General features: G+C 65.4%; 24 protein-coding genes and 1 tRNA gene. 21 read left to right on the plus strand and 4 right to left on the minus strand.

Annotated elements, in window-relative coordinates; genetic code table 11:
- Window positions 1-14 precede the first annotated feature (14 nt).
- From ACLNEE_RS05330 to ACLNEE_RS05340, 3 genes are read left to right on the plus strand one after another with little or no spacing between them, the layout of a single operon-like run.
- Window positions 15-3,065: a DUF5801 repeats-in-toxin domain-containing protein gene (locus ACLNEE_RS05330; protein WP_412006865.1), complete on the plus strand. Its 3,051-nt coding sequence runs from the start codon at window positions 15-17 to the stop codon at window positions 3,063-3,065.
- Between the two features lie 29 nt (window positions 3,066-3,094).
- The gene (locus ACLNEE_RS05335) at window positions 3,095-3,544 is read left to right on the plus strand and encodes a hypothetical protein (RefSeq protein ID WP_411424130.1); all 450 of its coding nucleotides are present in this window, start codon (window positions 3,095-3,097) and stop codon (window positions 3,542-3,544) included.
- 45 nt (window positions 3,545-3,589) lie between these two features.
- On the plus strand, window positions 3,590-4,279 hold the full coding sequence (locus tag ACLNEE_RS05340) for a response regulator transcription factor (protein ID WP_411424131.1): 690 nt from the start codon (window positions 3,590-3,592) through the stop codon (window positions 4,277-4,279).
- On the opposite strand, the gene ACLNEE_RS05345 is transcribed toward ACLNEE_RS05340, so the two are convergent.
- The gene (locus tag ACLNEE_RS05345; protein WP_411424132.1) at window positions 4,276-8,280 is read right to left on the minus strand and encodes a magnesium chelatase subunit H; all 4,005 of its coding nucleotides are present in this window, start codon (window positions 8,278-8,280) and stop codon (window positions 4,276-4,278) included. The two genes, ACLNEE_RS05340 and ACLNEE_RS05345, sit on opposite strands and share 4 nt — an antisense overlap.
- Window positions 8,281-8,383: 103 nt before the next feature.
- Here ACLNEE_RS05345 and dapB point away from each other — a divergent pair, with 103 nt between their 5' ends.
- From dapB to ACLNEE_RS05370, 5 genes are all read left to right on the plus strand, one after another.
- Window positions 8,384-9,238, plus strand: coding sequence for a 4-hydroxy-tetrahydrodipicolinate reductase (gene dapB, locus ACLNEE_RS05350; protein WP_411424133.1), 855 nt, complete (start codon window positions 8,384-8,386; stop codon window positions 9,236-9,238).
- Window positions 9,238-9,885, plus strand: coding sequence for a hypothetical protein (locus ACLNEE_RS05355; protein ID WP_411424134.1), 648 nt, complete (start codon window positions 9,238-9,240; stop codon window positions 9,883-9,885). The genes dapB and ACLNEE_RS05355 overlap by 1 nt, the downstream gene beginning before the upstream one ends.
- A 110-nt stretch (window positions 9,886-9,995) precedes the next feature.
- Complete coding sequence (locus ACLNEE_RS05360; RefSeq protein WP_411424142.1) at window positions 9,996-10,247, plus strand: high light inducible protein; 252 nt, start codon at window positions 9,996-9,998, stop codon at window positions 10,245-10,247.
- Between the two features lie 86 nt (window positions 10,248-10,333).
- Window positions 10,334-11,560, plus strand: coding sequence for an FAD-dependent monooxygenase (locus ACLNEE_RS05365; RefSeq protein WP_411424135.1), 1,227 nt, complete (start codon window positions 10,334-10,336; stop codon window positions 11,558-11,560).
- A 10-nt stretch (window positions 11,561-11,570) separates the two neighbouring features.
- Complete coding sequence (locus ACLNEE_RS05370) at window positions 11,571-11,783, plus strand: DUF2949 domain-containing protein (RefSeq protein ID WP_412006866.1); 213 nt, start codon at window positions 11,571-11,573, stop codon at window positions 11,781-11,783.
- A gap of 47 nt (window positions 11,784-11,830) precedes the next feature.
- Here the strand turns inward: ACLNEE_RS05370 and ACLNEE_RS05375 are convergent, their stop codons facing one another.
- Window positions 11,831-12,349 carry an adenine phosphoribosyltransferase gene (locus ACLNEE_RS05375; protein WP_411424143.1) on the minus strand — a complete coding sequence of 173 codons (519 nt, stop codon included), beginning with the start codon at window positions 12,347-12,349 and terminating at the stop codon, window positions 11,831-11,833.
- Between the two features lie 80 nt (window positions 12,350-12,429).
- Between ACLNEE_RS05375 and ACLNEE_RS05380 the strand changes: the two genes are divergently transcribed.
- The 6 genes from ACLNEE_RS05380 (at window position 12,430) to ACLNEE_RS05405 (ending at window position 15,933) form a co-directional block, all read left to right on the plus strand.
- Window positions 12,430-13,020, plus strand: a complete 591-nt coding sequence (locus ACLNEE_RS05380) for a DUF3038 domain-containing protein (RefSeq protein WP_411424137.1) — start codon at window positions 12,430-12,432, stop codon at window positions 13,018-13,020.
- A gap of 70 nt (window positions 13,021-13,090) precedes the next feature.
- Window positions 13,091-13,696 (plus strand): DUF4335 domain-containing protein, encoded by a 606-nt coding sequence (locus ACLNEE_RS05385; protein WP_411424138.1) that lies wholly within the window; start codon window positions 13,091-13,093, stop codon window positions 13,694-13,696.
- Between the two features lie 111 nt (window positions 13,697-13,807).
- Window positions 13,808-14,047, plus strand: coding sequence for a hypothetical protein (locus ACLNEE_RS05390; protein ID WP_411424139.1), 240 nt, complete (start codon window positions 13,808-13,810; stop codon window positions 14,045-14,047).
- On the plus strand, window positions 14,044-14,418 hold the full coding sequence (locus ACLNEE_RS05395) for a hypothetical protein (RefSeq protein ID WP_411424140.1): 375 nt from the start codon (window positions 14,044-14,046) through the stop codon (window positions 14,416-14,418). Before ACLNEE_RS05390 ends, ACLNEE_RS05395 begins: the two co-directional genes overlap by 4 nt.
- Before the next feature lie 57 nt (window positions 14,419-14,475).
- Window positions 14,476-15,405: a polyphosphate kinase 2 gene (gene ppk2, locus ACLNEE_RS05400; protein WP_411424141.1), complete on the plus strand. Its 930-nt coding sequence runs from the start codon at window positions 14,476-14,478 to the stop codon at window positions 15,403-15,405.
- A 213-nt stretch (window positions 15,406-15,618) separates the two neighbouring features.
- Complete coding sequence (locus tag ACLNEE_RS05405; protein WP_412006867.1) at window positions 15,619-15,933, plus strand: hypothetical protein; 315 nt, start codon at window positions 15,619-15,621, stop codon at window positions 15,931-15,933.
- A gap of 28 nt (window positions 15,934-15,961) precedes the next feature.
- Here ACLNEE_RS05405 and ACLNEE_RS05410 read toward each other — a convergent pair.
- A tRNA-Ser gene (locus ACLNEE_RS05410) sits at window positions 15,962-16,046 on the minus strand.
- Window positions 16,047-16,167: 121 nt separating this feature from the next.
- On the opposite strand from ACLNEE_RS05410, the gene ACLNEE_RS05415 reads away from it, so the two are divergent.
- The 4 genes from ACLNEE_RS05415 (at window position 16,168) to siaD (ending at window position 19,315) form a co-directional block, all read left to right on the plus strand.
- On the plus strand, window positions 16,168-17,340 hold the full coding sequence (locus ACLNEE_RS05415) for a SpoIIE family protein phosphatase (protein WP_411424533.1): 1,173 nt from the start codon (window positions 16,168-16,170) through the stop codon (window positions 17,338-17,340).
- Between the two features lie 84 nt (window positions 17,341-17,424).
- Complete coding sequence (locus ACLNEE_RS05420) at window positions 17,425-18,051, plus strand: SiaB family protein kinase (RefSeq protein WP_412006868.1); 627 nt, start codon at window positions 17,425-17,427, stop codon at window positions 18,049-18,051.
- A 4-nt stretch (window positions 18,052-18,055) separates the two neighbouring features.
- Window positions 18,056-18,481 carry a biofilm regulation phosphoprotein SiaC gene (gene siaC, locus ACLNEE_RS05425; protein ID WP_411424535.1) on the plus strand — a complete coding sequence of 142 codons (426 nt, stop codon included), beginning with the start codon at window positions 18,056-18,058 and terminating at the stop codon, window positions 18,479-18,481.
- 6 nt (window positions 18,482-18,487) lie between these two features.
- Complete coding sequence (gene siaD, locus ACLNEE_RS05430; protein ID WP_411424536.1) at window positions 18,488-19,315, plus strand: biofilm regulation diguanylate cyclase SiaD; 828 nt, start codon at window positions 18,488-18,490, stop codon at window positions 19,313-19,315.
- Window positions 19,316-19,382: 67 nt separating this feature from the next.
- On the opposite strand, the gene nrdJ is transcribed toward siaD, so the two are convergent.
- Window positions 19,383-21,761 (minus strand): ribonucleoside-triphosphate reductase, adenosylcobalamin-dependent, encoded by a 2,379-nt coding sequence (nrdJ, locus tag ACLNEE_RS05435; protein ID WP_412006869.1) that lies wholly within the window; start codon window positions 21,759-21,761, stop codon window positions 19,383-19,385.
- A 149-nt stretch (window positions 21,762-21,910) separates the two neighbouring features.
- Between nrdJ and ACLNEE_RS05440 the strand changes: the two genes are divergently transcribed.
- From ACLNEE_RS05440 to ACLNEE_RS05450, 3 genes are all read left to right on the plus strand, one after another.
- Entirely contained in the window at window positions 21,911-22,477 is a 567-nt protein-coding gene (locus ACLNEE_RS05440; protein ID WP_411424538.1) for a sterol desaturase family protein, read from the plus strand.
- Window positions 22,478-22,599: 122 nt separating this feature from the next.
- Window positions 22,600-24,387, plus strand: a complete 1,788-nt coding sequence (locus ACLNEE_RS05445) for an adenylate/guanylate cyclase domain-containing protein (protein ID WP_412006870.1) — start codon at window positions 22,600-22,602, stop codon at window positions 24,385-24,387.
- Window positions 24,387-24,812: an SET domain-containing protein gene (locus tag ACLNEE_RS05450; protein ID WP_411424507.1), complete on the plus strand. Its 426-nt coding sequence runs from the start codon at window positions 24,387-24,389 to the stop codon at window positions 24,810-24,812. The genes ACLNEE_RS05445 and ACLNEE_RS05450 overlap by 1 nt, the downstream gene beginning before the upstream one ends.
- Window positions 24,813-24,841 lie beyond the last annotated feature (29 nt).

A 24,841-nucleotide genomic window follows, 5' to 3' on the forward strand; every position in this document is an offset into this window, starting at 1 on the left:
CGGGAACGTTGTTCGTGCAGAAGGAGTTGGTGGATGAGGACGGTGACAGTGTGTCTCAGAAGATCGATCTGACAGGGAAGCTGTCGATCGAGGATGCAGGCCCGACGCTGGGTGAGCCCACCGGAGAAGTCGGGACAGCGTTCCTGGATGAATCGGATCTTCCGGCGGACCTAGCTAACAACCCGAATAATGGAATTGATGATGGTGTTTATAGCACGCTGCTGGACCTGAGCAGTAATTTTGCCGCCGGCGATCTGGGAACGGATGTGCCTCCTGGCGAGACGAACTTCACGGTGTTGCTGTCTGGAACAGCGGTGAATGGCGTCATTACGGTGGCGTCGGGACTGTTCATCCTGGATCCGACTGTGATCACAGGAGATATCGGGAAGGGAGCTGCGATCAATTTGGTGGATGACGGAAGTGGAGTTGTCCGTGGTGTCGTGGCTGGGACGGATCAGCAGGTATTCACGATTTCGGTGAATGGCAGTGGTGTGGTGACGTTTGCCTACGTCAATGCCGATGGCAGTGCCGTGTCAGCAGGTGATGATCCGGCGAATATCTGGCATCGCGATACGAGTAGTGGCGATGAGGCAGAGACGATTCTGGCGGAGACAGCGGATACGTTGCTTGTGCGCCAGGAATTGGTGGATGAGGACGGCGACAGTGTGTTCCAGGACATCGACCTGGGAGGCAAGCTGTCGATCCAGGACGATGCACCAGAGTTGGCTTTTGCCGACTCAGAGGGGACTGCTTCGGCTGCGACAGCTGCAGGAGGAGGAATTGATGGCTTCTGGACTGGTTCACGCAGCACAGATAGTCAGACAGAGTTCTACGACCCTTCCACGCCAGCCACCAATGATGGTTTTATTGACTCGGTGACGCTCACCTCCATTCTCGTCAATGGAAATCAAACGACTCTGGTGGGAACACCCGCTGTAACTACGATCAACGGCGATATCGTTATGACTGGGCAGTATAACTATGACCTTCTGAATGACAATGAGCCAAATGCTATTGTTGATTTCGAGTTAACGATTAGAGAGGATGGCACTTACACGCTTGTCTCTGATCTACCTCCCAGTACTATCACTTTTGATACTGAAAGTGATTCAGTTACATTGGCATCTGGAGGTCCTTCGGATACCCGCACTGCAACGATTACGAAGTCTACTGGAGAGACTCTTAGTGTCGATTTTACAGACTATACATTTGAAACCTTTGACCTGCCCGACCGAGGAGTGAATGTAAGCGGTTCAGGCATTGGCGTCCAGGATAATATCTTTGAGAGTGGAGAGGCAATTCTTGTTGATCCCGACGATAGCACTCTCGCCCCAGGTGAAAGCATCAAGGCAGTTAACCTCTTGTTCACGGGGACTGGCGATAACCAATTTGACTCGGCTCCCGAAGAGGTGATCTTTCTTACGGTCACCGATTCAAATAACGTGAAGGCATTTGTTGTCTTGAATCCTGACACGATCATCACTTCTTATAGGGTAGAAGCTGGTGTCGGTGACTTCTCTGCCCTCGCCGATATCGACACAATCCTGATAGCTTCCCCAGTTGATATCGATGGCGGCAAGACAGACACGAAAACAAAACTGGGGCTCTCCTTTGAACTGCAAACGACGGAGCCGATCGCTCCTGTTCCTGTTGACTTCAACTTTGTGGTAACTACGGTTGATGGCGATGGTGATTCTGTAGCCGATCCGTTCACGGTTTCTATTTTGCCTGAGACGGCGCCTGTTGCTCTTGATCTGGATCTCAGTGGTTCTATTGATTACTTAAGTCTGGATGGAGCGAACTCCGTTCAGTACGACTATGGTAGTGGTCTTGTCTCCACGGCCTGGGTCGGGCCAGCGGATGGTATTCTTGTCTATGACGACAACCAGAATCCAAAAGATGGTGTCATCACAAACTTCCTTGCTCTTAGGCCCGAAGCGCGGACGGATCTGGAGGCCATTGCCCTGGCATTTGATAACAATCAATTGCAGAATGCTGCTTTGGCGGCCACCCATGAGCCCGCGCCTGATGGTGTGCTAGACGCTCAAGATTCGGAATTCGCAAACTTTGGGGTATGGGTTGATGCTAACAGCAATGGAGCGCTAGACGATGGCGAATACCGTTCTCTTGCGGACGCTGGCATACTGAGCATCAGTCTTACAAGTGATGGCATTGCTTATGCCACCGCCGACAGCGATGTCTATGTCTATGGCAGTACCACCTACGCCTATGAGACTCTTGACGCCAATGGTGACGTCACGGTTGAGTATGGCTTGGCACAGGACGTTGCCTTCGCCACTGCTCCAGTTGGAGAGGATCTCGCGCCAGAGGTTCTGGAGCCTGAGCTTCTTGCCCCTGCACTTGATGATGGCTCTGTAGCATTTGCAGAGCCGGATGAGGAGCTGCCAACCACAGACATTCTGGACACGGAGCCAATTGCCTCTACCGTCGACGATGGAGCTGTTGCTCTTGCCGTTCCGATCGAGGACGTGCCGATTTCAGACGTAACCGGAACTGAGCCCATTCCCCCCTCCGCGGATGACGCTTCTGTTCCCGCTGCTCCTGTTGTCGATGAGCTGACAGCTCCAGACGCCGCGTCAGAAGACCCATCCTCGTCCACTGATCTGTCTGATTCCAGTTCTTCCATTGATGTCCCCCAGGAGGAGATCCCCCCCGTTGTCGAGTTGGTCCAAGCGGTGATCGATGACCCCTCTGTCGTTCAGGATCCGCCTACTGACACGTCATTGTCTGATGCTCCTGCTGCCACAGATGCTGCTTCAGCCGACGTTCCTGTCGCTCCTTCCACGTCAGATCTTGTGACCGCCTTCTCGGAGTCCGAGTCCATCTCCGATGCCGACCTGGCGGACATCCAGCACGATCTGAACACTTCGCTGCCGGATGACCCCGCCCTCGACACCAGCTTCGACATCGCCGACCCCGAGCCGGCTCCCACCGTCGACGACGTGGTCGCCCTGGATGCGGCGGAGATCGACCTGCCCCAGGTCGATGACGTGTTCGATGTCGCCTACACTGCCGACGAACAGCCCGACGTTGTGTCGGTCTGATCACCGGCTGATCCGCGGAGGTTCTGGCCATGGCTGCCTTCACTTCAGTCGATTCCGCTCCGGAGATGATCGGCGCCCTGATCGACAGCTTCTTCGCTGCCCTCAAGGTCTCCCCCGATCTCTCCGCCGTGGAGGAGCGGCCGGCCGAGATGGCCTACGAGCTCGATCAGGTGGTGAGTGCCTTTCTCGAAGAGCACCAGCTCTCGGCTGAGGCCTACCATCAGATCGAGCAGGATGTGCTCAACACCATTGCGGCCGACCTCCAGGCCGACCACCTCGATCCCCTCGGTCTTGGCTTCAGCTTCGATGCCGATGGCAATGTGGATCCGTTGGCCGTGTTCACGGCCCTGGATGATCACTTCGATGACTGGCTCCTACCGGATCACTCCCCGGACCCGGATGCAGAGACAGCCATGGACGCCATCGATCTCTCCAGCGGCTTCGTCTCGGACATCCCATCGGACTATTCCGCCAGCTGAGCCCTACGCCCGGCGCGCTTCAGGCACCATGAGCACTGGCGGTTGATGCCCAGCACTGCACGTCTGCTGTTCGCCGATGCGGATGCCAGCCAGGCGCTGCTGTTCGAGCGGCATCTGCAGGCCCAGGGGTACGCCGTGACCCGCCTCGCCGATGGCCAGGCCGCCCGCCGCCAGATCGTCGACACCGCGCCCGACCTGGCGCTGCTGGCCCGGGATCTTCCCGGGCTTTCCGGTGCGGCCGTGGCCCGGGACCTGCGCGCCCGCGGGGCCACCACACCCATCCTGCTGCTCTCCCCCGGCGATGACTTCGTCGAGCGGGTCAAGGCCCTCGATGCCGGGGCCGACGATGTGCTCGCCACGCCCTGCGCGCTCGAGGAGCTGAGCGCGCGCATCCGCGCCCTGTTGCGGCGCTCCCGCATGGGGCTGCTGCTGGCCGACGGCCCCGAGCTCACCCACAAGGACCTGGTGGTGAACACCGATCAGCGCCAGGTGAGTCGCGCCGGCGTGCCGATCAAGCTCACCGTCAAGGAATACGACCTGCTGCTGCACCTGTTGCGCCACAAGCAGCAGGTGCTGCCCCGCCAGCAGATCCTCCTCTCGGTGTGGGGCGATTCCTGGGTGGGCAGCGACAACCTGCTGGATGTCTACATCCGCTACCTGCGCAAGAAGCTGGAGGGGCCCGATCGCGAGCCCCTGATCCACACCGTGCGCGGGGTGGGCTTCAGCCTCGATTAACCCGCGCTCACGCCCTCGATCCGGTCTTCGATCTCCTGGTAGATCTCCTGCAGCTGCTGGATGTTCTCATCGGAGGTCTCCCAGTAGCCGCGGCCGTTCACCTCCAGCAGCGTGCCCACGATGCGGCGGAAGCTGTGGGGGTTGAGCTCCATCAGCCGCTTGCGCATCTCCGGGTCGTTGATGAAGGTGTCGTTGGCCTCCTCGTACACGAAGTTGTCCACCGCGCCGCTGGTGGCACTCCAGCCGAGGGTGAAGTTGAGCCGCTTGGCCACTTCCCGCACCCCCTCGTAGCCCGAATTGAGCATGCCTTCATACCACTTGGGGTTGAGCAGCTTGGTGCGCGAATCCAGCCGGATCGTTTCGCTCAACGAGCGCACCTGGGCGTTGGCGGTGGTGGTGTCGGCGATGTAGCTGGCCGGTGCCTTGCCATCCTCCCGCAGCCCCTGGATCAGCTTGGTGGGGTCACTATCAAAGTAATGGCTCACATCGGTGAGCGAGATCTCGGCCGAATCCAGGTTCTGGAAGGTCACGTCGGCGGTCTTCATCGCCGCCTCGAACACCTCCCGTTTCTGGTTCATCTCGCCGGGGTTGTCGGCATTGAAGGCAAAGGTCTTGCGGGAGAGGTACATCTCCTGCAGCTCGCCCTCCTCCTCCCAGGTGCTGTTCTCCACCGCCAGATTCACATTCGAGCTGTAGCTGCCGCTGGCGTTGGAGAACACGCGGGTGGCCGCATCCCGCAGGCTGATGCCCTCCTTGGCGGCCTGCTCCTGGGCGTGCTGGCGCACGAAATTCATCTCCAGGGGCTCCTCGGCTTCGGCGGCCATCTTCACGCCCTGGTCGATCAGGCCCATCTGGTTGATGAACAGATCGCGGAACACCCCGCTGCAGTTCACCACCACGTCGATGCGGGGCCGGCCCAGCTCCTCCAGCGGGATCAGCTCCAGCTTGTTCACCCGCCCGAGCGAATCGGGCACAGGGCGCACGCCGATGAACCAGAGGATCTGGGCCAGCGATTCGCCGTAGGTCTTGATGTTGTCGGTGCCCCAGAGCACGCAGGCGATTGTCTCCGGCCAGCTGCCCTGTTCGGCCTTCTGCCGCTCGATCAGCCGGTCCACCACCACCTTCGCGGCCGCGATGGCGGCCTTGGTGGGAATCGCCTGGGGGTCGAGGGCGTGCAGGTTCTTGCCGCTGGGCAGCACCCCCGGGTTGCGGATCGGGTCACCGCCCGGCCCCGGCAGCACGTACTCGCCATCGAGGGCCCGCAGCAGGCTCTCCATCTCCATGTCGGCGCAGATCTGCTGCAGGCAGAACTGCAGATAGCCGAACTGCTTGTCGAGCTCGGCCTGATCCACCTGGGCGAAGCCGGCGGCGCAGCAGGCCCCCAGCCAGGGGCTCGGCAGTTTGAACCCGAAGCGCTCCAGCAGGTTGAAGAACCAGCCGAAGTTGCGCCGCAGCGTCACCCGCCCGTCGCTGCCCGTCACCGCCTTCACCATCGCCCCCACGGCCGCCCGGGAGGTCTCGGTGATCACCCGGTTGAGCTCCACATCGGCGAGCACACCGGCGTCGTTGCCCTTGTACACGTCGGCGATCGTGCGGCCCCGGCTCTCGGCCAGCAGGGCGGGCAACGAACGGATGCCCTCCTCCTCGCGCTCCAGCGCCGCGATGTTCACCAGGGTGGCGATCGCCTCCTCGGCGGTGGGGGGCTTGCCGATCGTGTGCAGGCCGCAGGGCAGCAGCCGGCTTTCGATCTCCATCAGCTGGCGGTAGACCGCGCCGATCACCGCATCGCGGGCGTCCAGGTCCAGTTCGGCGGCGTCCAGCTCCGGCAGGGCCACATCCTTGTCGAGATTGCACTGGCGGGCCGTTTCCACCACGGCGTTCACGATCTGCACGCCCCTGGAGCTCTCGCGCAGCTGCTGGTAGGAGCCCACCAGCTCGCCCAGCTCCTTGAGCCCCTTGTAGAGCCCGGCGTTTTCTGCTGGCGGCGTGAGGTAGCTGATCGTTTCGGCGTAGCCACGTCGCTTGGCGATCGTGGCTTCGCTCGGGTTGTTCGCCGCGTAGTAGTAGAGATTCGGCAGGGCTCCGATCAGCGAATCGGGGTAGCAGGTGTCGCTCATGCCCATCTGCTTGCCGGGCATGAACTCCAGCGAGCCGTGGGTGCCGAAGTGCAGCACCGCATCGGCGCCCCACACCTTCTCCAGGTAGGTGTAGTAGGCGGCGAAGCCGTGGTGGGGGCTGGCGCTGCGGGAGTAGAGCAGCCGCATCGGGTCGCCCTCGTAGCCGAAGGTGGGCTGCACCCCCACGAACACGTTGCCGAAGTGGCGGCCGTAGATCAGCAGGTTGGTGCCGTCGGAATTCAGGTTCCCCGGCGGCTTGCCCCAGTTCTCCTCCAGCCGCTCGGAGTAGGGCGTCAGCCGCTCGTACTCCGCCACGCTCATGCGGTGGGCGATGGCCAGCTCGGGGGCCCCCTCCAGGGCCTCGGGGTCCTGCAGCACCGACTCCATCAGCGCCTTGGGCGTTTTCGGCAGGCCGCCCACGTCGTAGCCCCGGGCCGCCATCTCCTCCATCACCCGGTGGATCGAGCCGAACACATCCAGGTAGGCGGCGGTGCCCACGTTGCCCTTGTCCGGCGGGAAGCTGAACACCGTGATCGCCAGCTTCTTGGTCGCGCGGGGCTTGATCCGCAGCGAGGCCCAGCGGATCGAGCGCTCGGCGATCGCGTCCACCCGGTCCTGCAGGGTGTGGGCCTTGCCGGTGGCGTCATCCCGGCCGCTCAGCACGATCGGCTCGATCGCCCCATCGAGTTCGGGGATGGCGATCTGCAGCGCCACCTGCACGGGATGGAGCCCCAGGTCGCTCTCCTCCCACTCCTGCGTCGTCTGGAACACCAGCGGCAGGGCCACCATGTAGGGGCGGTTGAGCTTCTTGAGCACCTCGATCGCCTTGGGGTGATCCTGGCGGGCCGGTCCCCCCACCAGGGCGAAGCCCGTGAGCGACACCACCCCATCCACCAGGGGCACCTCGGGGTTGAGCGGGTCGTAGAAGAAGGCATTCACCGGCCGGGTGAAGTCGAGCCCGCCGCAGAACACCGGGATCACCGTGGCGCCGCGGTACTCCAGCTCCTGGATCACCGCCACGTAGTGGGCCTCATCGCCGGTGACGATGTGGCTGCGCTGCAGCACCAGGCCGATCACCGGGCCCTGGCGCGCCGTGTCGCTGAGGTCCTGGCGGCTGGCGCTCCAGTTCAGGTACTCCTTGATGTCCTCGAACATCCCCGGGGCCAGGGGGTGCCAGATGCCCAGATCGGGAAACACCACCGGATCGGCCACCTGCACGCTTGGCCGGTCGGAGCCGCTGCGGGGGAAGACGTACTTGTCCGCCAGCATCAGCAGGAAGTTGCGCAGGTTGTCCGGCGTTCCCCCCAGCCAGTACTGGAAGCTGAGCATGAAGGAGCGGGCGTCCTGCGCCTTCTCCACCGGCAGGTACTTGAGAACCGTGGGCAGCGTGTTGAGCAGCTTCAACATCGCGTCCTGGAAACCGGCACCGCCGGCCTCCTTCCGCTTCTTCATGAAGCCGGCGATGGCGCTCTTGCTCTGGCCCAGCTGGGCCATCGAGAAGGTGCCGAGCTTGTTGAGCCGCATCACCTCCGGCATGGAGGGGAACACCACGGCGGCCTTGAGGCGGTCGCGGTGGGGCGCCACGGCCTCCACCACCTTCTGGGCCAGGTCCTCGATGAAGATCAGCGAGGCGATGAACACATCCGCCGCCGCCACATCGGCGCAGAAATCGGCGTAGTTGCCGGGGTCTCGCAGTTCCTCGATCAGGTAGCCGCTCAGCTCGATCGCCAGCGGGCCGTTCTGGTCGTTCAGCGAGGTGGCCGCCTGGGTGAGGGCGTTCTGGTATTGCGGCTCGAGCACCACATACACGGCCTTCATCACCGCACCGGCGTGGGAGGCGGCAGGGCTGACCCGACGGCTGGCGGAACGGACCTGCGTGAACATGCGCTGGAGCGGGCTGATGGAGCGAGCTTACGAAGCCCCCACCCCTGACGCGAGCCGGCCCATAGGCTCTGCTGCAACGGTTGACGTGAACGGTGACGACCCCATGACCAGCAGCCCCGCGGCCAAGCCCATCGCCGTCGTGGTGGCCGGAGCCCTCGGCCGGATGGGGGCCGAGGTCATCCGTGCCGTCCACGCCGCCCCCGACTGCCGGCTGGTCGGCGCCATCGACACGAGCCCCGGCAGCGAGGGGGCCGACGTGGGCCTCGAACTCGGCCTGGGCGAGCTGGAGGTGGCCATCACCGCCGACTTCGAGGGCTGCCTCTGCCAGGCCAGCCAGCTGGTGCGCAACGACGGCCCCGGCCAGGGGGCGGTGCTGGTGGACTTCACCCATCCCAAGGTGGTGTACGAGCACACCCGCGGCGCCATCGCCTACGGCGTGCACCCGGTGATCGGCACCACGGGCCTCAGCCCCGAGCAGCTGGCCGATCTGGCCGCCTTCGCGGACAAGGCCTCGATCGGCGCTGCCGTGATCCCCAACTTCAGCGTCGGCATGGTGCTGCTGCAGCAGGCCGCCGCCGCCGCCGCCCGCTTCTACGACTTCGCCGAGCTCACCGAGCTGCACCACAACCGCAAGGCCGACGCCCCCAGCGGCACCTGCCTCAAGACCGCCGAGCTGATCGAGGAGCTGGGCAAGACGTTCAACCCCCCGCAGGTGGAGGAGCACGAGACCCTGCCCGGCTGCCGGGGCGGGCAGCGCGAGAGCGGGCTGCGGCTCCATTCGGTGCGGCTGCCGGGCCTGGTGGCCCACCAGGAGGTGATGTTCGGCGCCCCCGGCGAGACCTACACCCTGCGCCACGACACGATCGATCGGGCCGCCTACATGCCCGGCGTGCTGCTCAGCGTGCGCCGGGTGCGGCAGCTGCCGGGTCTGGTGTACGGCCTCGAGAGGTTGCTCTGATGCTGATCCCCCTCAAGCCCGGTGAGCTGCAGCGGGTGATCCCGGCGGTGGCCACCGGTCCCCAGTTCAACGCCTGCAGCGGCTCGCCGCGCAAGCTGCTGCAGCGGGTGTTCATCTCCGTGATCGGCGGTGTGATCAGCCTGCTGATCAGCCAGACCCTGCTGTTCTCCAGCCAGGCCGGCCCGATCATGCTGGTGACCGGCTTCGTCTTCTTCCTCTACCTGCTGTGGGGGCCGATCGTGGAGGCGGGGCGGCGCAACGCCACGCTGCGGCGCTACCCGGCCGCCGCGATCTTCGAGGGGGTGGTGGCCGACCTCCACACCCGGGAGGTGGTGGAGGAACGCCGCGAGCAGGCCGACCGCAGCGGCAGGCTGGAGCTGGTGGAGAACCGCCGCACCTGGCTCACCCTGGAGCTGGAGGACGAGGACGGCTACCTGGGCAAGCTGCGCTTTCCCATGGACAAGAAGAACCAGCAGGTGCGGCGCGGCATGGTGATCCGCACCCTGGTGCTGAGTGAGCGGCGCGACTTCTCCCGCATCGGGGCGATCACCGATGCCTGGCTGCCCCAGTTGAAGCTCTGGGTGGGGGAGTACCCCTTCCTGCTGCGTCCGGCCTTCGAGGAGCTCTGCCTCAGGCGCCTGGGCTGATCCGGGCATCGGTGAGCCGCTCGAACGCCCCGCCGCCACCCATCGGCAACAACGTGTCACAGAGCGCAACAATGTGTTACATTGATCTCATCGACACCCCCGAGCCCTCCATGACCCAGGCCAACCCCGCTGCCACCGCCATCCGCGGCGCCACCGTCACCACCGAAGACGGCGGTCGCCTCAATGCCTTCGCCAGCGAGCCCCGCATGGAAGTGGTGAGCGCCGAGCGCGGCTGGGGCTTCCACGAGCGCGCCGAGAAGCTCAACGGCCGCATGGCCATGCTCGGCTTCATCGCCCTTCTCGCCACCGAGCTGGCCCTCGGCGGTGAAGCCTTCACCCGCGGTCTGCTCGGCATCGGCTGATCTCCGCGAGCAGCTCGCCGGCTCTTCAATCCGCTCCGCTCCCGAAGCCGCAGACTTGCTGCGGCTTTTTTCATGGCCACCCCCGCTTGATCTCCGCCGCCGCCATCTCGTCTGGGGCCACCGCACCGGCCACCGAACCGGCCGCCCCTCCCCGGGCGCTGATCCACGGCGCCGGCCCCACCGGAGCCCTGGCGGCCCTGGCCCTGGCCGAAGCTGGCTGGCAGGTGACCCTCACCGACCCCCAGGAGCCCCGCCAGCTGCGCGAGCGGCGCCGGGCCTACGCCTTCAGCCACGCCAGCCGCCGGCTGCTGGAGCGCCTCGGCCTCTGGGATGAGCTGGGCAGCGGCATGTTGCCGTTCCGGCGCCTGATGCTCGCGGACCTGGCCCTGGGGGTGGAGGTTCCCTTCGGCCTGGCCGACCTCGCCCCGGGCCTGCGCGCGGTGCCGGGGGCGGCGGTGGGATGGATCGGGGAGCACGCAGCGCTGATGGGCGTGCTGCAGCAGCGCCTGGCGGCCCACCCCGCCGTGCGGCTCCTTCTCGGCACGGCTGCCGAGACCTGGAACCCTGCCGCTCACTCACCGCAGCTGGCTGAACCCCCGGATCTGGTGGTGGCCGCCGATGGCCCCCATTCCCCCCACCGCGAGGCCCTCGGCATCGGCCTGTGGCAGTGGTCCTACCGCCAGAGCTGCCTCACCGCCCAGGTGGCCCTGCGCGGCAATGACGACGACCAGGCCTGGGAGCTGTTCCGGCCGGAGGGTCCCTTCGCGGTGCTGCCGCTCGGGGAGGGCAGGACCCAGCTCGTCTGGAGTGCGGCGGCGGCGCGCTGCCGGCAGCTCGAGGGGCTCGAGGCCAACGCCTTCCTCGATGCGCTCGCCGCAACCCTGCCGGATCGCTTTCAGCCCGATGTGCTGCTGGATCAGCCCCGGGCCTTTCCGGTGGCGCTGCTGCTGGCCCGCCGCCTCTCGCGGGGGACGACGGTGCTGGTGGGGGAGAGCGCCCACCGCTGCCACCCGGTGGGCGGCCAGGGCCTCAACCTCTGCTGGCGCGATGTGGACACGCTCCACCGCCTCGCCCGCCGGGTGGCCGCGGGGCGGCTGCAGCCGGCGCGGCTGCCCGGGGCCTATGGACGACGGCGCTGGCCGGATCTGCTGCTGACGCTGCTCGCCACCGACCTGCTGATGCGGCTGTTCTCCAACCGCTCCCCCCTGCTGCTGCCCCTGCGCCGGCTGGCGCTGGCCCTGCTGGGGTCCATGGCTCCGCTGCGGCGGCTCAGCCTCGGGGCCATGACCCATGGACCCTGCCGCCCCTGGTAGCCGACCCGCCATGGTGCTGAGCTCAAGTCCCCAGTCGCTGCCGCCCCAGGCCCTGCTGCGCTACCTGCGCCACCAGATCGGCCTGAGCGAGAGCGCCCTGGCGCTCGGCATCAAGCAGTCCCAGCAGGAGCAGGCGCCGTTGCCGGTGGTGCTGTGGCGCTATGGGCTGATCAGCCTGGAGCAGCTCGAGCAGGTGCTCAGCTGGCAGGACGCCAACCTCTAGCCGGCTGGCACGAGGCGCTCAGGCGTCGTGGATCGGACGCTGGACGATCACGTGTAGATGATCAGCGATTCCACCGGGTGCTCCTCGGGCAGCCGGCGGCGGCCCTCCAGGGCTGCCAGTTCGGCCACGAAGCCGAAACCGCAGAGCTTGCCTCCGGCGGCCTCCACCAGCTCGGCGCAGGCCGCCGCCGTGCCACCGGTGGCCAACAGGTCATCCACCACCATCACCCGGGGTCCCCCCTCCAGGGCATCACTGATGATCTCGAGCCGGTCGGTGCCGTACTCGAGGGCATAGTCGACGCCGGTCACGGAACCGGGCAGCTTGCCGGGCTTGCGCACCGGCACGAAGCCGAGCGCCACCTGGGTGGCCAGGGCCATGCCGACGATGAAGCCGCGGGATTCGATGCCCACGATCAGATCCGGCTGGAGCCGCTCGCACACCTCCTCGAGCTGGCGGATCACCTCCTGCCAGCTGCGCGGATCCCGCATCAGCGGGGTGAGATCGCGGAACAGGATGCCCGGCTTGGGAAAGTCGGGCACATCACGCACCAGCTGCCGCAGATCGATCCCTGAAGTCCCTGCCGCCGACGGAACCTGTGCAGCCATGGGCGTGACGGTGGGGCGCAGTTGCTGGCATCATCGCAGCCATGCCCCTCACCGCCCCCATTACACCCCCCCCCGTCCCCACCGCCCCCGGTCCGGCCGCCACCCCTCAGGGCGCTGCCGCACCGCGCCTTCCCCGTCGCGGTCTGGAGCGGCTCGACCTGCTGCTGCTGGTCGTCGAGGCCCTCGATCTCAACGGTGGGGAGGCCATGGTGTGGATGAGTGAGCAGATGGGCTTCACCGGCCTCTTCCCCAACCGGGTGGAGCTGTGGAAGCGCCGCTGCTACAACCCGCTGCGGCGCACCACCCGCCGCGGTGAACTCGATCCCGCCGAGACCGATGCCCTGATCCGCATCCTCTGCGCCCTGGCCGATCGGCTCTACCCGCTGCTGCGGGCGCTGCTCGCCACCAGCGAACCCCCTGAGGTGCTGCAGCAGCGCTGGGCCCTGTTCCAGGCAAGGCTCTCCGAGTTGCTGCGGGAGCGCATGAACCCCCGCCGGGTCGGCGTGCAGAGGCTGCTCGATCCCCAGCAGGGGGCCCAGCAGCGGCGCCAGCTGATCCAGACCCTGGCCCTCGGAGGCGGGATCGGCGGCTTCGAGCGCCTGCGCGCCAGCCTGCTCGATCCGGCCGGCTGAGTCCGGCTGGCTGAGTCGGGCTGGGCTGTCCGCCAGCCGCCGGGATCCCCTCGCATGAAACACTCCCTGGATGAAACAGACGCTGCGCTTCGAACAACTCAGCTGTCGCCTGCAGGTGGAGGGGCTGCCCGATGTGTCCGTCGGCCAGAGCGGCGACACCATGGGGATCATCACCGGCTGGACGCTGCGCTGGGCCGGCCGGCCTGAGCTCGAGGGGCGCAAGGATCACCTGCTGGCCCTGATGCAGGTGGTGCTGCCCTATGCCCGCCACCTGATCAGTGGCGTGGCGCGCCAGTTCGGCACCGAGCCCCATCCGGTGGCGATCGGGCCCAGGCCCGAGGGAGGCCACCGCCTGGTGCTGCGCAGCAGTCAGCCCGACACCCCACCCCTGGAGGTGGTGCTCGATGACGCCGAACTGGCCGACCTGGTGCGGGTGCTGGACCAGTTGCGGCTGGATTCCCGTCTCCAGGTGCCGCTGGATCTGCCCCAGCCCCAGCCCCTGCGTCCCCGGGAGGTGCAGGAACGTCTCCCCCGGGTGCAGCGCCTGGCCGCCCCCGTGGGCGGAGCCCTCGCCCTCGCCCTCGCGGCGGGCCTCGGGCTGCTGCTCCCCGAACCCCGCCCCCTGCCGCCGCAGACTCCGGCGGCCGGAACCACCGCTCCGCCCAGCGCCCCCTGATCGGCAGCTCCCTGACCGGCAGGCCCCTGATCGGCACAACCCTCCCGGTCGTGGCCTGTCCACCAGGCTTGACGCTGACGCATCGCCGATCACACTGGGTTGATGACATCGATGACCTGGTCGGACCTGCGCATCCGCGTGGCGCGCCTCGGGGCGGCCCTGGATGTGGTGGTGCGCAGTGATCCCGAGGTCTGTGGTCTGAGTGGCGGTGACTTCCGTCTCTCCCTGCACCACGGTGGTCACGGTGATTGCACCGTCGGCAACCTCACCCTGATCGACTGTCCGAATGAGCTGGTGTTGATGGAATTCCAGCGCTGGATGCGCGGGGCCGGCTATCCCCTTGAGGCATGACCTCGTCCCATCGCCGTGCCCTTCACCTGCCCATGAAGGCACCCAGGAGTCGCCACGTTTTTCGCACCAAGCGCCGGCCTTCGCGCTGGCGTCATCTCGGCTCGGCGCTGCTGCTCGGCAGTCTCGGCGCCCTTCTGCTGGTGGGTCTGCTGCAGTTGCTGGAACGGCTCGACACCTTCCTGCTGCTCAGCAACGCCATCGCCAATCTGATCGGCGGCCTGCAGCAGTTCCTGCTGGGGCTGGTCCAGTTGCTGGCCGTGGTGCTGGTGGTCGTGGTGGTCCTGGTGGCGCTGGTGCTGGTGGTCGCCGCCGCCTTCCGGCTGGTCCGCGCTGTGCTGCCGCGCCGTTTTCCCGTCAAGAAGCAGACCTGAGTTCAGGCCCGCCACGCTTTCCCGTTGTGGCCTCCTACATGGCTGAGAAGCACAACCATGGCTAAAAAGAAGAAAACCAAAGTCCCCCGTCCTCCGGTTGGCCTGCCGCGCTGCGGTCCGCTGACCGATCGCTATTACCCCTCGCCGTTGATGGATGACCTGCGGGATTCGCAGGTCGAGCCTCCCCCGATCGCCACGGCCGAATCCTCGAAACTCGATCGCAAGATCTACGAGAAGGAGCTCACCCGCCTCCAGGTCGAGCTGGTGAAGATGCAGTACTGGATCAAGGCCACCGGCTTCCGGCTGATCGTGCTGTTCGAAGGACGCGATGCCGCCGGCAAGGGAGGCACCATCAAGCGGATCACCGAGCCGCTCAACCCCCGGGGCTGCCGCGTCGTGGCCCTGGCCACCCCGAGCGACCAGCAGAAGTCGCAGTGGTATCTCCAGCGCTATGTGGAGCACTTCCCGAGCGCCGGAGAGATCGTGATCTTCGATCGCAGCTGGTACAACCGGGCCGGGGTGGAGCGGGTGATGGGCTTCTGCTCCCCGGAGCAGGTGGATGAGTTCCTCACCAGTTGTCCGGAGTTCGAGCGGATGCTGGTGCGGGCCGGCATCGTGCTGATCAAGTACTGGTTCTCGGTCAGTGACGAGGAGCAGGAAGCCCGCTTCCAGGCCCGTATCGATGACCCGACCCGTCGCTGGAAGCTCAGCCCGATGGATCTGGAAGCCCGGGAGAAATGGGTGGACTTCTCCCATGCCAAGGATGACATGTTCGCCCACACCAACATCCCCGAGGCCCCCTGGTTCACCGTGGAGGCGGACGACAAGCGCCGTGCCCGCCTCAACTGCATCTCCCACCTGCTCAGCAAGGTGCCCTACAGCGACATGACGCCACCGGCGATCAAGCTGCCTCCCCGACCCAAGAGTCCTGCGGTGGAGCGGCCTCCCCGCTGGGAGCAGTTCTTCGTGCCGAACCGCTACCCCTAGCCGTGCAGGCGGGCGAACCACAGCCCCGTCAGCTGCCAGCTCGACCACAGGAACGCCGCCAGGAACAGCCAGTTGAGCCAGGCGGGCCGCTCGGGACGTTCGGGAGCCATCGGGCAGGGTGACGGGGTTGGGACCAGCCTGCCAGCCGCTCAGGCCCCGTGACGTTCCTTGACCATGTCTTGTCACCGCTGCGGACCTCTCTAGGCTCGCCCCATGGGCAACCCGATCAGCCGTGAGCAGTTCCTGGAGCGGGCCCGCTCCCGTTTCGGGGAGAAGTATGACTATTCCAGGATCATCTACAAGAGCTACAAGACGCCAGTGAAGATCCGCTGCCGGATCCATCCCGTCAAGGAGATCTCGATCACCCCCGAGAAGCACCTGCAGACCACGGGCGGCTGCAAGTTCTGCCTGAGGGAGATGCGGATTCAGATGCTGGAGCGGGAACTGCAGCGGCACAGCGCGGTCCATCCGCCCCTGCAGCCAGCCTCAGCCGAGGCGCCCCTGGAAGTGAAGGACCCGGGGCGTTGAGCGGCTGCCCCGGTCCTGCAACGAACAGCGGAGAGGGTGGGATTCGAACCCACGGACCCTTGCGGGTCGCCGGTTTTCAAGACCGGAGCCATCAACCACTCGACCACCTCTCCAGAACCATCCGGGGATGGCGGCACCATCTTCTCATGGCTGCCCGCCGCTTCTGGCGCCCTTGCCGGCGGGGCTGGCGCCCTTGCCGGACCTGACTAAAGTGCGCCTTTTGGCTTCCCTGCCATGAGCTGGAGATCCCGCCACAGCCGCGAGCTCTCCATCCGGAACATCTTCCTGCTCCTGGCCATCCTGAATGGCGTCGTCCTCTGTTACCTCATCTATTCGGCCTGGTCGGCTCTGCAGGACTCCGCTGCCGGTCAGATGCATGCCCACACCACGCTCTTTCTCGCCATTCTGCTGGTCATCGGCGTCACCATTTCCTATCGCATCGTCTCCCAGCGTGTGATCAGGCCCCTGCGCCGACTGGCATGGGAGTCCTATGCGATTGCCCATCAGCCGTCGCTGGAGGACGACCTGGTTCTGAATGTGGAAGGCAGTGATGAGATCTCAAGCCTCACCAAGGCCTTCAATCAGGTTCTCCGCAGCCAGCGGGATGCGATTGTTCAGCTGGACAGTGCCAACCAGAAGTTGCGCGATGTCAACCGGAAGGTCAGCGATTCCATCCAGTATGCAGCTCTCCTGCAGAAGTCGATCCTGCCTGACCGCCTGATCAAGGAAAGATTTGGTCCCGACCATTTTGTGCTGTGGATGCCCCGTGACACGGTGGGGGGCGATTACTACGTGTTCCATGACGAAGGCCCCTGTTGTCTGGCCGGTGTGGCTGATTGTGCCGGCCATGGGGTCTCCGGGGCGATGATGACGATGCTGGCCCGGGCTGGCATCGATCGGGCGATTCAGCAGATTGGCATCAATTCGCCGGCTGCCGTGCTCAACGCCACCAACGCCGGGATGAGCCAGGTTCTGAGTGAAGCCCGGCTCTCCCGCACGATCGCCACGACGATGGACATGGGGCTGGTGTTCATGGACCTGGAGTCCAGACAGATGCGTTACGCGGGGGCCCGGATCTCCCTGTTCTGGAGCGACGGAACCACGGTGCAGTGCGTTCGTGGAGGGAACCGCTCCCTGTGGGATCGTCGTACCTGCGCCTATGAGGATCACCTGATTCCCATGGACAGCGGCTACACCTATTACCTGGCAACCGACGGGGTCTTCGATCAATCCGGCGGCGAGCATGGCTATGGCCTTGGAGCGGATCGCTTCCGCCAGTGGATCCTGGAGCATGCGACCAAGCCCCTGCCCGAACAGCACGAGGACTTTTCCAAGGCGCTGGCGGCTTTCATGGGAGAGTTCCCGCAGCGGGATGACATCACCATGCTCTCTTTCCGTGTGTTGTAGATTTCGAACATTCCCCTTCTCGGCTGTTCTCTCTGGCCAACCCTGACATCGTCGCTATCATCCACGCAACCTGTGGCTTCGACGATGACAATCCCGGTTCTGCAGGCAGGTGGCGGTCTCCAGGCCAGGGGCCCTACGTCCAACGGTCCTACGTCCAACGGTCTTGGCCTCCAGGACACGCTGGGCAGGTTGCGGGATTTTCTCTTCGCTGAGCGTATTCTGATCTGTTTCAACGGCCCTGCGGCCCGAGGCCTGATCTGCGAGCTTGGCGAAGCTCTGCGCACGCACCTGAGTTCCTCGCAGGACCGGGCGCCGATTGCCATGGATGTGTTTGGCGTTTATATCGAGATGAGCCAGAATATTCAGCACTATGCCAATGCTCGCGGCTACGAGGCCGCCGATGCGGCTGCCACCGTGGTCATCGCGGAATCGGCAGAGGGGCATGTTGTGGTCATTGCAGGAAATGTTGTCGAGGCTGGTGATGGCCAATCCCTGCTTGAACGTGTAAACTTGCTGGCACGCCTTCCGCCCAATGAGTTGAAGGCTCTCTACAAGCAGCAGCTCCGCCAGCCGCGGCAGGAAGGCAGTTCCCATGGGGCTGGCCTGGGTCTGCTGACGATTGCCCGGAAGTCATCCATCCCCCTGCAATGCCGTCTGGACCCACTGGAGGACGGCAAGGCGTTCTTCACGCTCTGTTCCACCATCGGCTAGGGTCATGACGCAAGGTTCAGACAACCCATTCGATCCACCAGCCTTAGTGGGAGAAGATCTTAGTTTCGAGGCAACCCGCTCGACGCCAGAAGTTTATTGCGACTGGAACAAGGGGCATATCAGGATGGCGGGAGAGTCCTATCCCGAAAATCCCTATGAGATGTTCGATTCCATCATCTCATGGGTAGAGCACTATCTGCAGCATGCCAATCGACCGCTTGTTGTTGAGCTCGAACTCAACTACCTCAACACCAGCAGTGTGAGGGCCATGATCGAAATTCTTGATCTTCTTCAGGACGCCCATGATCATGGAAAGTCTGCGGCTGTGCGTTGGATCTATGACCCGCGCAATCCGCGATCTTCCGAGATGGCCGAGGAGTTCATGGAGGATTATTCCTTTGCCTTCCTGATCGGCATGACCGCTTCCTGACCGGGTATGGCTGACAGTGTTTCCGGCCTTGACGATGAACTCGATGCCAGGGTCGAATCCCTGCTGAAGGATCCCCAGTACATCGGCCATCCACTGCGGGAAGCCCTGGCGGATTTGACGGCGCGGATGGCCCAGAACCTGACGCGCCTCGAGCGCATCATCCGGATCTCGGATCGTTACCAGACCGATTTCCAGGACCATGTGCATGACCTCTCGAAAAGCTACGACAGGCGGATCCGCAGCCTGGAGCGGGCCATCCGGATCTCCGACCGCTACCAATCGAGGCTCCACGACATCAACCATGCCCTGCAGCTGATCTCCACCCACGACCAGCTCACCGGGGTGCCGAACCGACGCCTGTTATCCGATCGCTGCCGGGCGGAGGACAAGCGGGCGGCTCGGCATGGAACGACTTACTCCATGGCCCTGATCGATGTGGACTATTTCAAGCGGGTCAATGACACCTATGGACACTCGGTGGGCGATGCCGTGCTGGTGGAACTCGCGAAGGTGCTGAGGTCGTGCATCCGCGATTTCGACCTGTGCGCCCGTTGGGGTGGGGAGGAGTTCCTGGCCCTCTTCGTCGATGCCGACATCACCATGGCGGAGCGGATCAGCCAGCGCATGATCGACCGTGTGCGCCAGCTCAGGGTCTCCGCCGAGGGGCATGTGGTGAACATCACCGTGAGCATCGGGGTTGCGCAACACCTTCGCGAGGAGGACTACGCCGCCACCTTTTCGCGGGCGGATGCTGTCCTCCTCCAGGCCAAATCGGCAGGTCGCGACCGGATCCTGCTGGATGAGCGCCGCCCCACCCCGCCGATCGAAGCCTGAGCCTTCATTCGGGGGAGAGGATCAGGCCGGGGGGAGGATCAGGCCGAGCCCCGATCCTCCCGTGTGATCAGGGCTTGGCCAGGGGCAGCAGGCACTTGTCGGAATCGCAGCCGGCCGGTCCGGCTTCCTGCAACTCGCCGCCGTCGTAGCGCTGCAGGGCTTCGAAGAAGTCCTGCGTACGCCGCCGGGCGACCACTTCGGCCGTCAGTTGCTCGTAGGTGGCCAGATCGATCGGTTCGAAGGGGAGCCGCGGAAAGGTGGCGTTGGCATCGAAGCGGGCCAGCAGCGCTGCCGAGATGTAGCCCTGGCCCTCGTCGATCGCCCGGTGGATGGCCTCGGCGAGGGGCTCGATCTCGTGCTCCCGGAACTCCACGGTGGCCGAGGTGTTGTGGGCGGTGTAGTGCTGCTGCACCTGCATGTAGAAATCAAACTGGGCCAGGGCCGAGAAGTTGTTGATCTCCACGGCATCGGCTCCCGGGATGTTGGCCCAGCTCACTTCGGTGGGGATCTCCACCAGCCACTCGGTGCAGCGGGGGTCGAAGGGATCGTCGAGCAGGCGCCCCTGCTCATCCTTGTCGGACTGGGAGGGCACGATGGCGTAGCCGTAATCCAGGCAGGCCAGGGCCACCGGGTCGTTCTTGCGGAAGGTGATCCGGCGGATGAAGCGCTGGGCCTTGGGCGGATGCCAGCCGGGGGAGGCTCCGGTGAGCAGGCTCTTGGTGCCGGCAGGCTGCACCGTGGTGCAGCGGTTGGGTCGGCGGATGCCGTGGCGGTCGCAGTATTCCCACACCGCCTCGTGCACGATCCGCTTCCAGCGGCTGAGGTAGTCCGCCTCGCGCGCCTTGAAGGCCCGGCCTTCCTCGGTGTCGGGCCGGCCGGCCTCCCACCACTTCAGCCAGGGGGTGCCGAAGGCGTGCACGAAGAAGTCGAACAGGCCGGTGAAGCTCACCCCGACGATGGGATCCCAGGCACGGCTCTGGCGGTAGCGCTCCACCTCGAAGCGGTGGTTCAGCAGGCAGGCCACCGCAATGCCGCCGGCCCGGAAGGCATCCTCCTGGGCCTGGAAGTCGGTGGGGTGGATCTGGTTGAGATGGATCTCGGCCAGGTTGCAGTGGAAGTCGGCGCCGAGGATCTCCCCGCAGGGATTCAGCCCGTAGCGGCCCAGGCGGTGCTCGAGTTCGGCGTCCTCGAGCCCCGGGTGGTGGAGTTTCAGCCAGGCACCGGCCTCGTCGCGACCCTGGTCGCAGTAGATGCCGATGAACTCCTCGCGCAGCTCATGGGTGGGCAGCAGGTCGGCATTGGAGCGGGCGATGGCCTCCGGCGCGAACTGGATCGCGCCCTCGCCGCTCTGGAACTGTTTGGTCACCGCCTCCAGCACCACCTCCCGGCTGGGCCGGGTGTGGAAGACCCGGGTGTGGTTGGCCATGCGCAGGGCATCGCGCTCCGGATCGATGCGCCAGTTGCCGTCGCTGTCCTGCTGCCAGAGGTTCTCCTTGGCGCCGGCGGCGGCCAGGTCGTCGGCGGCGAACTGCCGCATGCCGGCGCTGCGGCGGATGTTGCCGGCCACGATCGTGACGGCGGCCTCGTCGATCAGCAGACAGCACTCCACGGAGGTGAGTTGCCGGCCCACGGCCCGGTCCAGGATCTGGGCGACGCGGCCGTAGAGGTCCCTGAGCTTGACGGGGTTGGCCATCCCCCCGAACCCCTTGAGCGTTTCACCCACCGGGCGCACGTCGGAGAGATCGACGCTGATCTGAATTTCGCCCGGCCCGTCGGGCTGGAGGAAGCGCTCATCGCTGCTCAGCTCCAGCAGCAGCTGGTAGCTGTCCACCCAGCCCCGTCGCGTGTCCCCGACCTTGATGTGAACGCGGTTCCCTTCGATGCTGTGGCTGGTGTGCTCCTGCCGCTCGCCCGCCGGGGTGGAGCCGATGTCGGTGACCGTGCCCACCACCAGGCGGTTGCGCACCATCGGCAGGCGGCTGATCAGACGGGGCTCGATGATGGCGCCGGTGCCGCACCCCATCATCGCCAGGTCCATCATCAGACCGAAGGCCTCCCAGTCCACCAGGTTGGTGGAGGTGCAGTTGTAGGAGCCGGAGAAGTTCTCGGGCTGCTCGATCCATGGAGTGCCGCCGATCCACAGCCAGCGCCCGGAGGGGAGTGCCTTCTGCCCCCGCTGCATGCGGCGGAGCAGTGTCACCTCATCGTCGCCGAGGTGGCCCAGCTTGCGCAGGCCCTCGAGGTTCCGCTCGGCGACCTCGTGCCAGCTCTCGCGGCCGTGGGCCGTCTTGCGGGAATAGGTGCGGTAGAAGACCGGATTGGCTGCCGGGGCCGTGGCCGGGAAGTCCGACGGCGGCAGGCCGGCCGCCTCAGGGGGCTTCTCCCGCACGGCGGGAGGGGCTGCAGGGATGTCAGCCGATACAGGGGGTGTGGCGGACAGGGTCACGGAGGGACGCCGGCTAGTGAGGGGCACCTTAAACGCCACCCGTAGGGCCGGCAAGACGCGGTTGCCACCACGCGCAGTGTGGCGGGCCGTTTCTAAACTTCGTTCGGCCCAGGTCCGATCCGGGCGCTCCCGGTCCCCGTCCCCGTGCCTTGGCGTTCTCCCCCGCTGTCGAGAGCGCCGTCCACTGGCTGCAGGGTCTGCTGCTGGCGCTGCTGAGCTGGACGGGACTGGCCTATGGCGTTCACCGGCTCGCCCATCACCGGGCCAGCTGGAACTGGCTGGAGGTCTGCCACCGCCACCACCACCGGCCCCGCTACCTGCTGGAGGCCCGTCCCCTGCGATGGCACCACCTTCTGTTCTGGTTCGACACCCTTGCCGAAAGTGTCGACGTGTGGATCACCCTCACGCTTCCGGCGTTGCTGATCGCGGCTCTGTTACCTGCCCAGGGCCCAGTGCTGCTGGGGCTGCATTATTTCTACGAGGTCCTGTTCAGTGATGCCCGTCTGGATCACAATCCCAGGATCCAGGGTCGTATCACCCGTGTGCTGGCCTGGGGTACGTATCACCTGGAGCACCACCGCAATCCCCGCTGCCACTATGGGCTGATTGTCACACTCTGGGATGTGGTGTTTGGCTCGACATCCCGGTTGCTGCCGCCAGATGCCCAGGCCGTCGGCCGGATGACGCCCCGTCGTGATGGCGATGCCCCGTCGTGATGGTGATGCCCTGTCGTGATGGTGATGCCCTGTCGTGATGGTGATGCTCGTCTTGGTGGAACAAATGCTGTGGACGCCCATGCATGGGCTCCCTAGGGTTCCGTCAGTGTGAACGTGCCGGCATGGTGCAGGACAGCCCGGCCGGCACGACGGCACAGGCCTCGCCGGGGCCCCGTGGGAGCCTGCTGCGCTGGCGGCCCACCCGCTGGCGGGTCGCGCCGACGCTCGCCCTGATCTTCACGGTCACGGTCACGGCCGCCACGGCGATCAATGGGGCGATGGTGATCACCCAGAGCATGGATGTCGCCCGGCAGAACACCACCAAGCGTCTCCGAGAAGTGACACGCTCGCTGGCATCGAAGCTCGATGCCGATGCGATCGCCACCCTGCGCCAACCCTCCCAGCATGAGGATCCGATCTACCTGCGCACCCATGCCCGGATGAAGCAGGCCCTCGATCAGGTGGAAGGTGTCAGCTTCGTCTACACCCTTCGCAAGGTTGAAGGCAAGCCGAAGGATCAATTCTCCAAGTACATGTTCGTTGTTGACGGCACGCCCTACGGCAGCGAGGACTATGAGCCGATCGGCGCGGTGATGACCACCAGCCCCAGCACCGATGCCCTGCACCGCGTCTGGACCACAGGCCAGTTCGAGGCCGACCGCAGTTTCGTGACCGACGAGTGGGGAACCTGGCTGTCGGGCTACTACCCCCTCTTCCGGCGGGACGGCAGCTTCGAAACCGTCCTGGGCGTGGACATCTCCTCCGACAGCGTCATCGCCGAACGCCAGCGCATTCTCGGAACCCTCTCCCAGGGCTATCTGCTCAGCCTGCTGCTGCTGTTGCCAGCGGCCGCCCTGGTGGGACGGCGCCTGAGCAGCCCGCTGCGACGGATCAATCAACGGCTGCTGGCGATCTCCCAGCTCGAGCTGGATCCCCAGTCCGCTCAGACTCCCCTGAGCTGTCAGTGGGTGCATGAGATCCATGAGATCTCCTCCTCCCTGGGACGGGTGGAGAGCGCGCTCGGGGATTTCGGCCGCTATGTACCGGCCAGGCTTGTGCGCAAACTGGTGCTCAACAAGAACCAGATTCGTCTCGATGGTGAAGTGCGGAAGCTGGCCATCCTCTTCACGGACATCATCGGGTTCACGGCTATCGCCGAACATCTGGATCCTGAGACGATCCTCCACGCACTCAACGATTATTTCACCATCATCAATGATGCCGCCCTTGAAACCCAGGGCGTGCTGGACAAGTACATGGGTGATTCCGCCCTGTTGTTCTGGGGAGCGCCCGACGCCATCGACCATCCCGCCCGCTCCGCTGTCGACACGGCCCTGCTCTGTCAGCAGCGGCTCGAGGAGCTCAACCGCACCTGGCAGCAGCAGGGTGCTCCCCTCTGCTTCGAGACCTGTTTCGGCCTCGACTACGGCGCCGTCGTGGTCGGCAACATCGGTTCCAGCAGCCGGGTGAATTACACCATCGTGGGGGATCGGGTGAATCTGTGCAGCCGGGTCGAAACCGTCAACCGGCGCTATGGCACCCGCGTGCTGGCCACCCGAGCCCTCGTCAATGCCCTGGGGGCGGATGCGGCGCAGTACCTGATCATCAAGGTTGACGATTCCCACCTGCGCGGCATCAGTGAACCGGTGGAACTCTTTGAGATCCGCGGACGCCGTGAGGCGATGGCCAGCGAGGACGTCGAGTTTGCGACCACCTTCGAAGCCGCCCTGGCCCAGGGGCGGGCCGGCCGTTCCAGCGAGGCGATCGCGGCGGTCGAGGCCTTGCCGGAGCGCTTCCGTCGGTTGGCCTACGTGCGCCATGCCCTCCAGGCCTGGCGCCATCCGGATGGCCGCCATGGCACACCGCCTTCCAGTCCCGGGTTGCCCTCCCGCCGCGATGCCGAGCCCTGATGGGACTCCTGATCCCCCATCGCGTCGGCGCCAGCCGCATCCATGGCCAGGGTGTGTTCAGCCTCGACCGGCTTGAACGGGGCACCCTGCTCTGGCGATTCGAGCCGGCCTGCGACAGCGCCGTTCGGCTCAGCGGGCTGCCGCTGACCCAGCAGCAGGAGCTGCTTCACTTCGGCTACACCAATCCGCGGCGCCCGGGCTGGGTGATCGTGTGTGGGGACAGCGCTCGCTTCTGGAACTTCCCGCCGCCGGGCTGCCCGGCCAACGCCGTGCTCTCGCCGCGGCTTGCCCATGGGGAGCACCTGGTGATCGCCGCCCGAACGATCTCCGCCGGGGAGGAGCTGCTGATCGCGCCGGACTCGGATGCCGACTACCGCCGCAAGCTCACCCACCTGCTCGCCGAGCCCCTGACCCCGCGCTCCTGAAGCCCCTCCCCGTTGCCTGCCAGGCTGTG

The sequence above is a fragment of the Aphanothece stagnina RSMan2012 genome (assembly GCF_046764815.1).
In the GTDB taxonomy this organism is placed as follows: Bacteria; Cyanobacteriota; Cyanobacteriia; order PCC-6307; family Cyanobiaceae; genus NIES-981.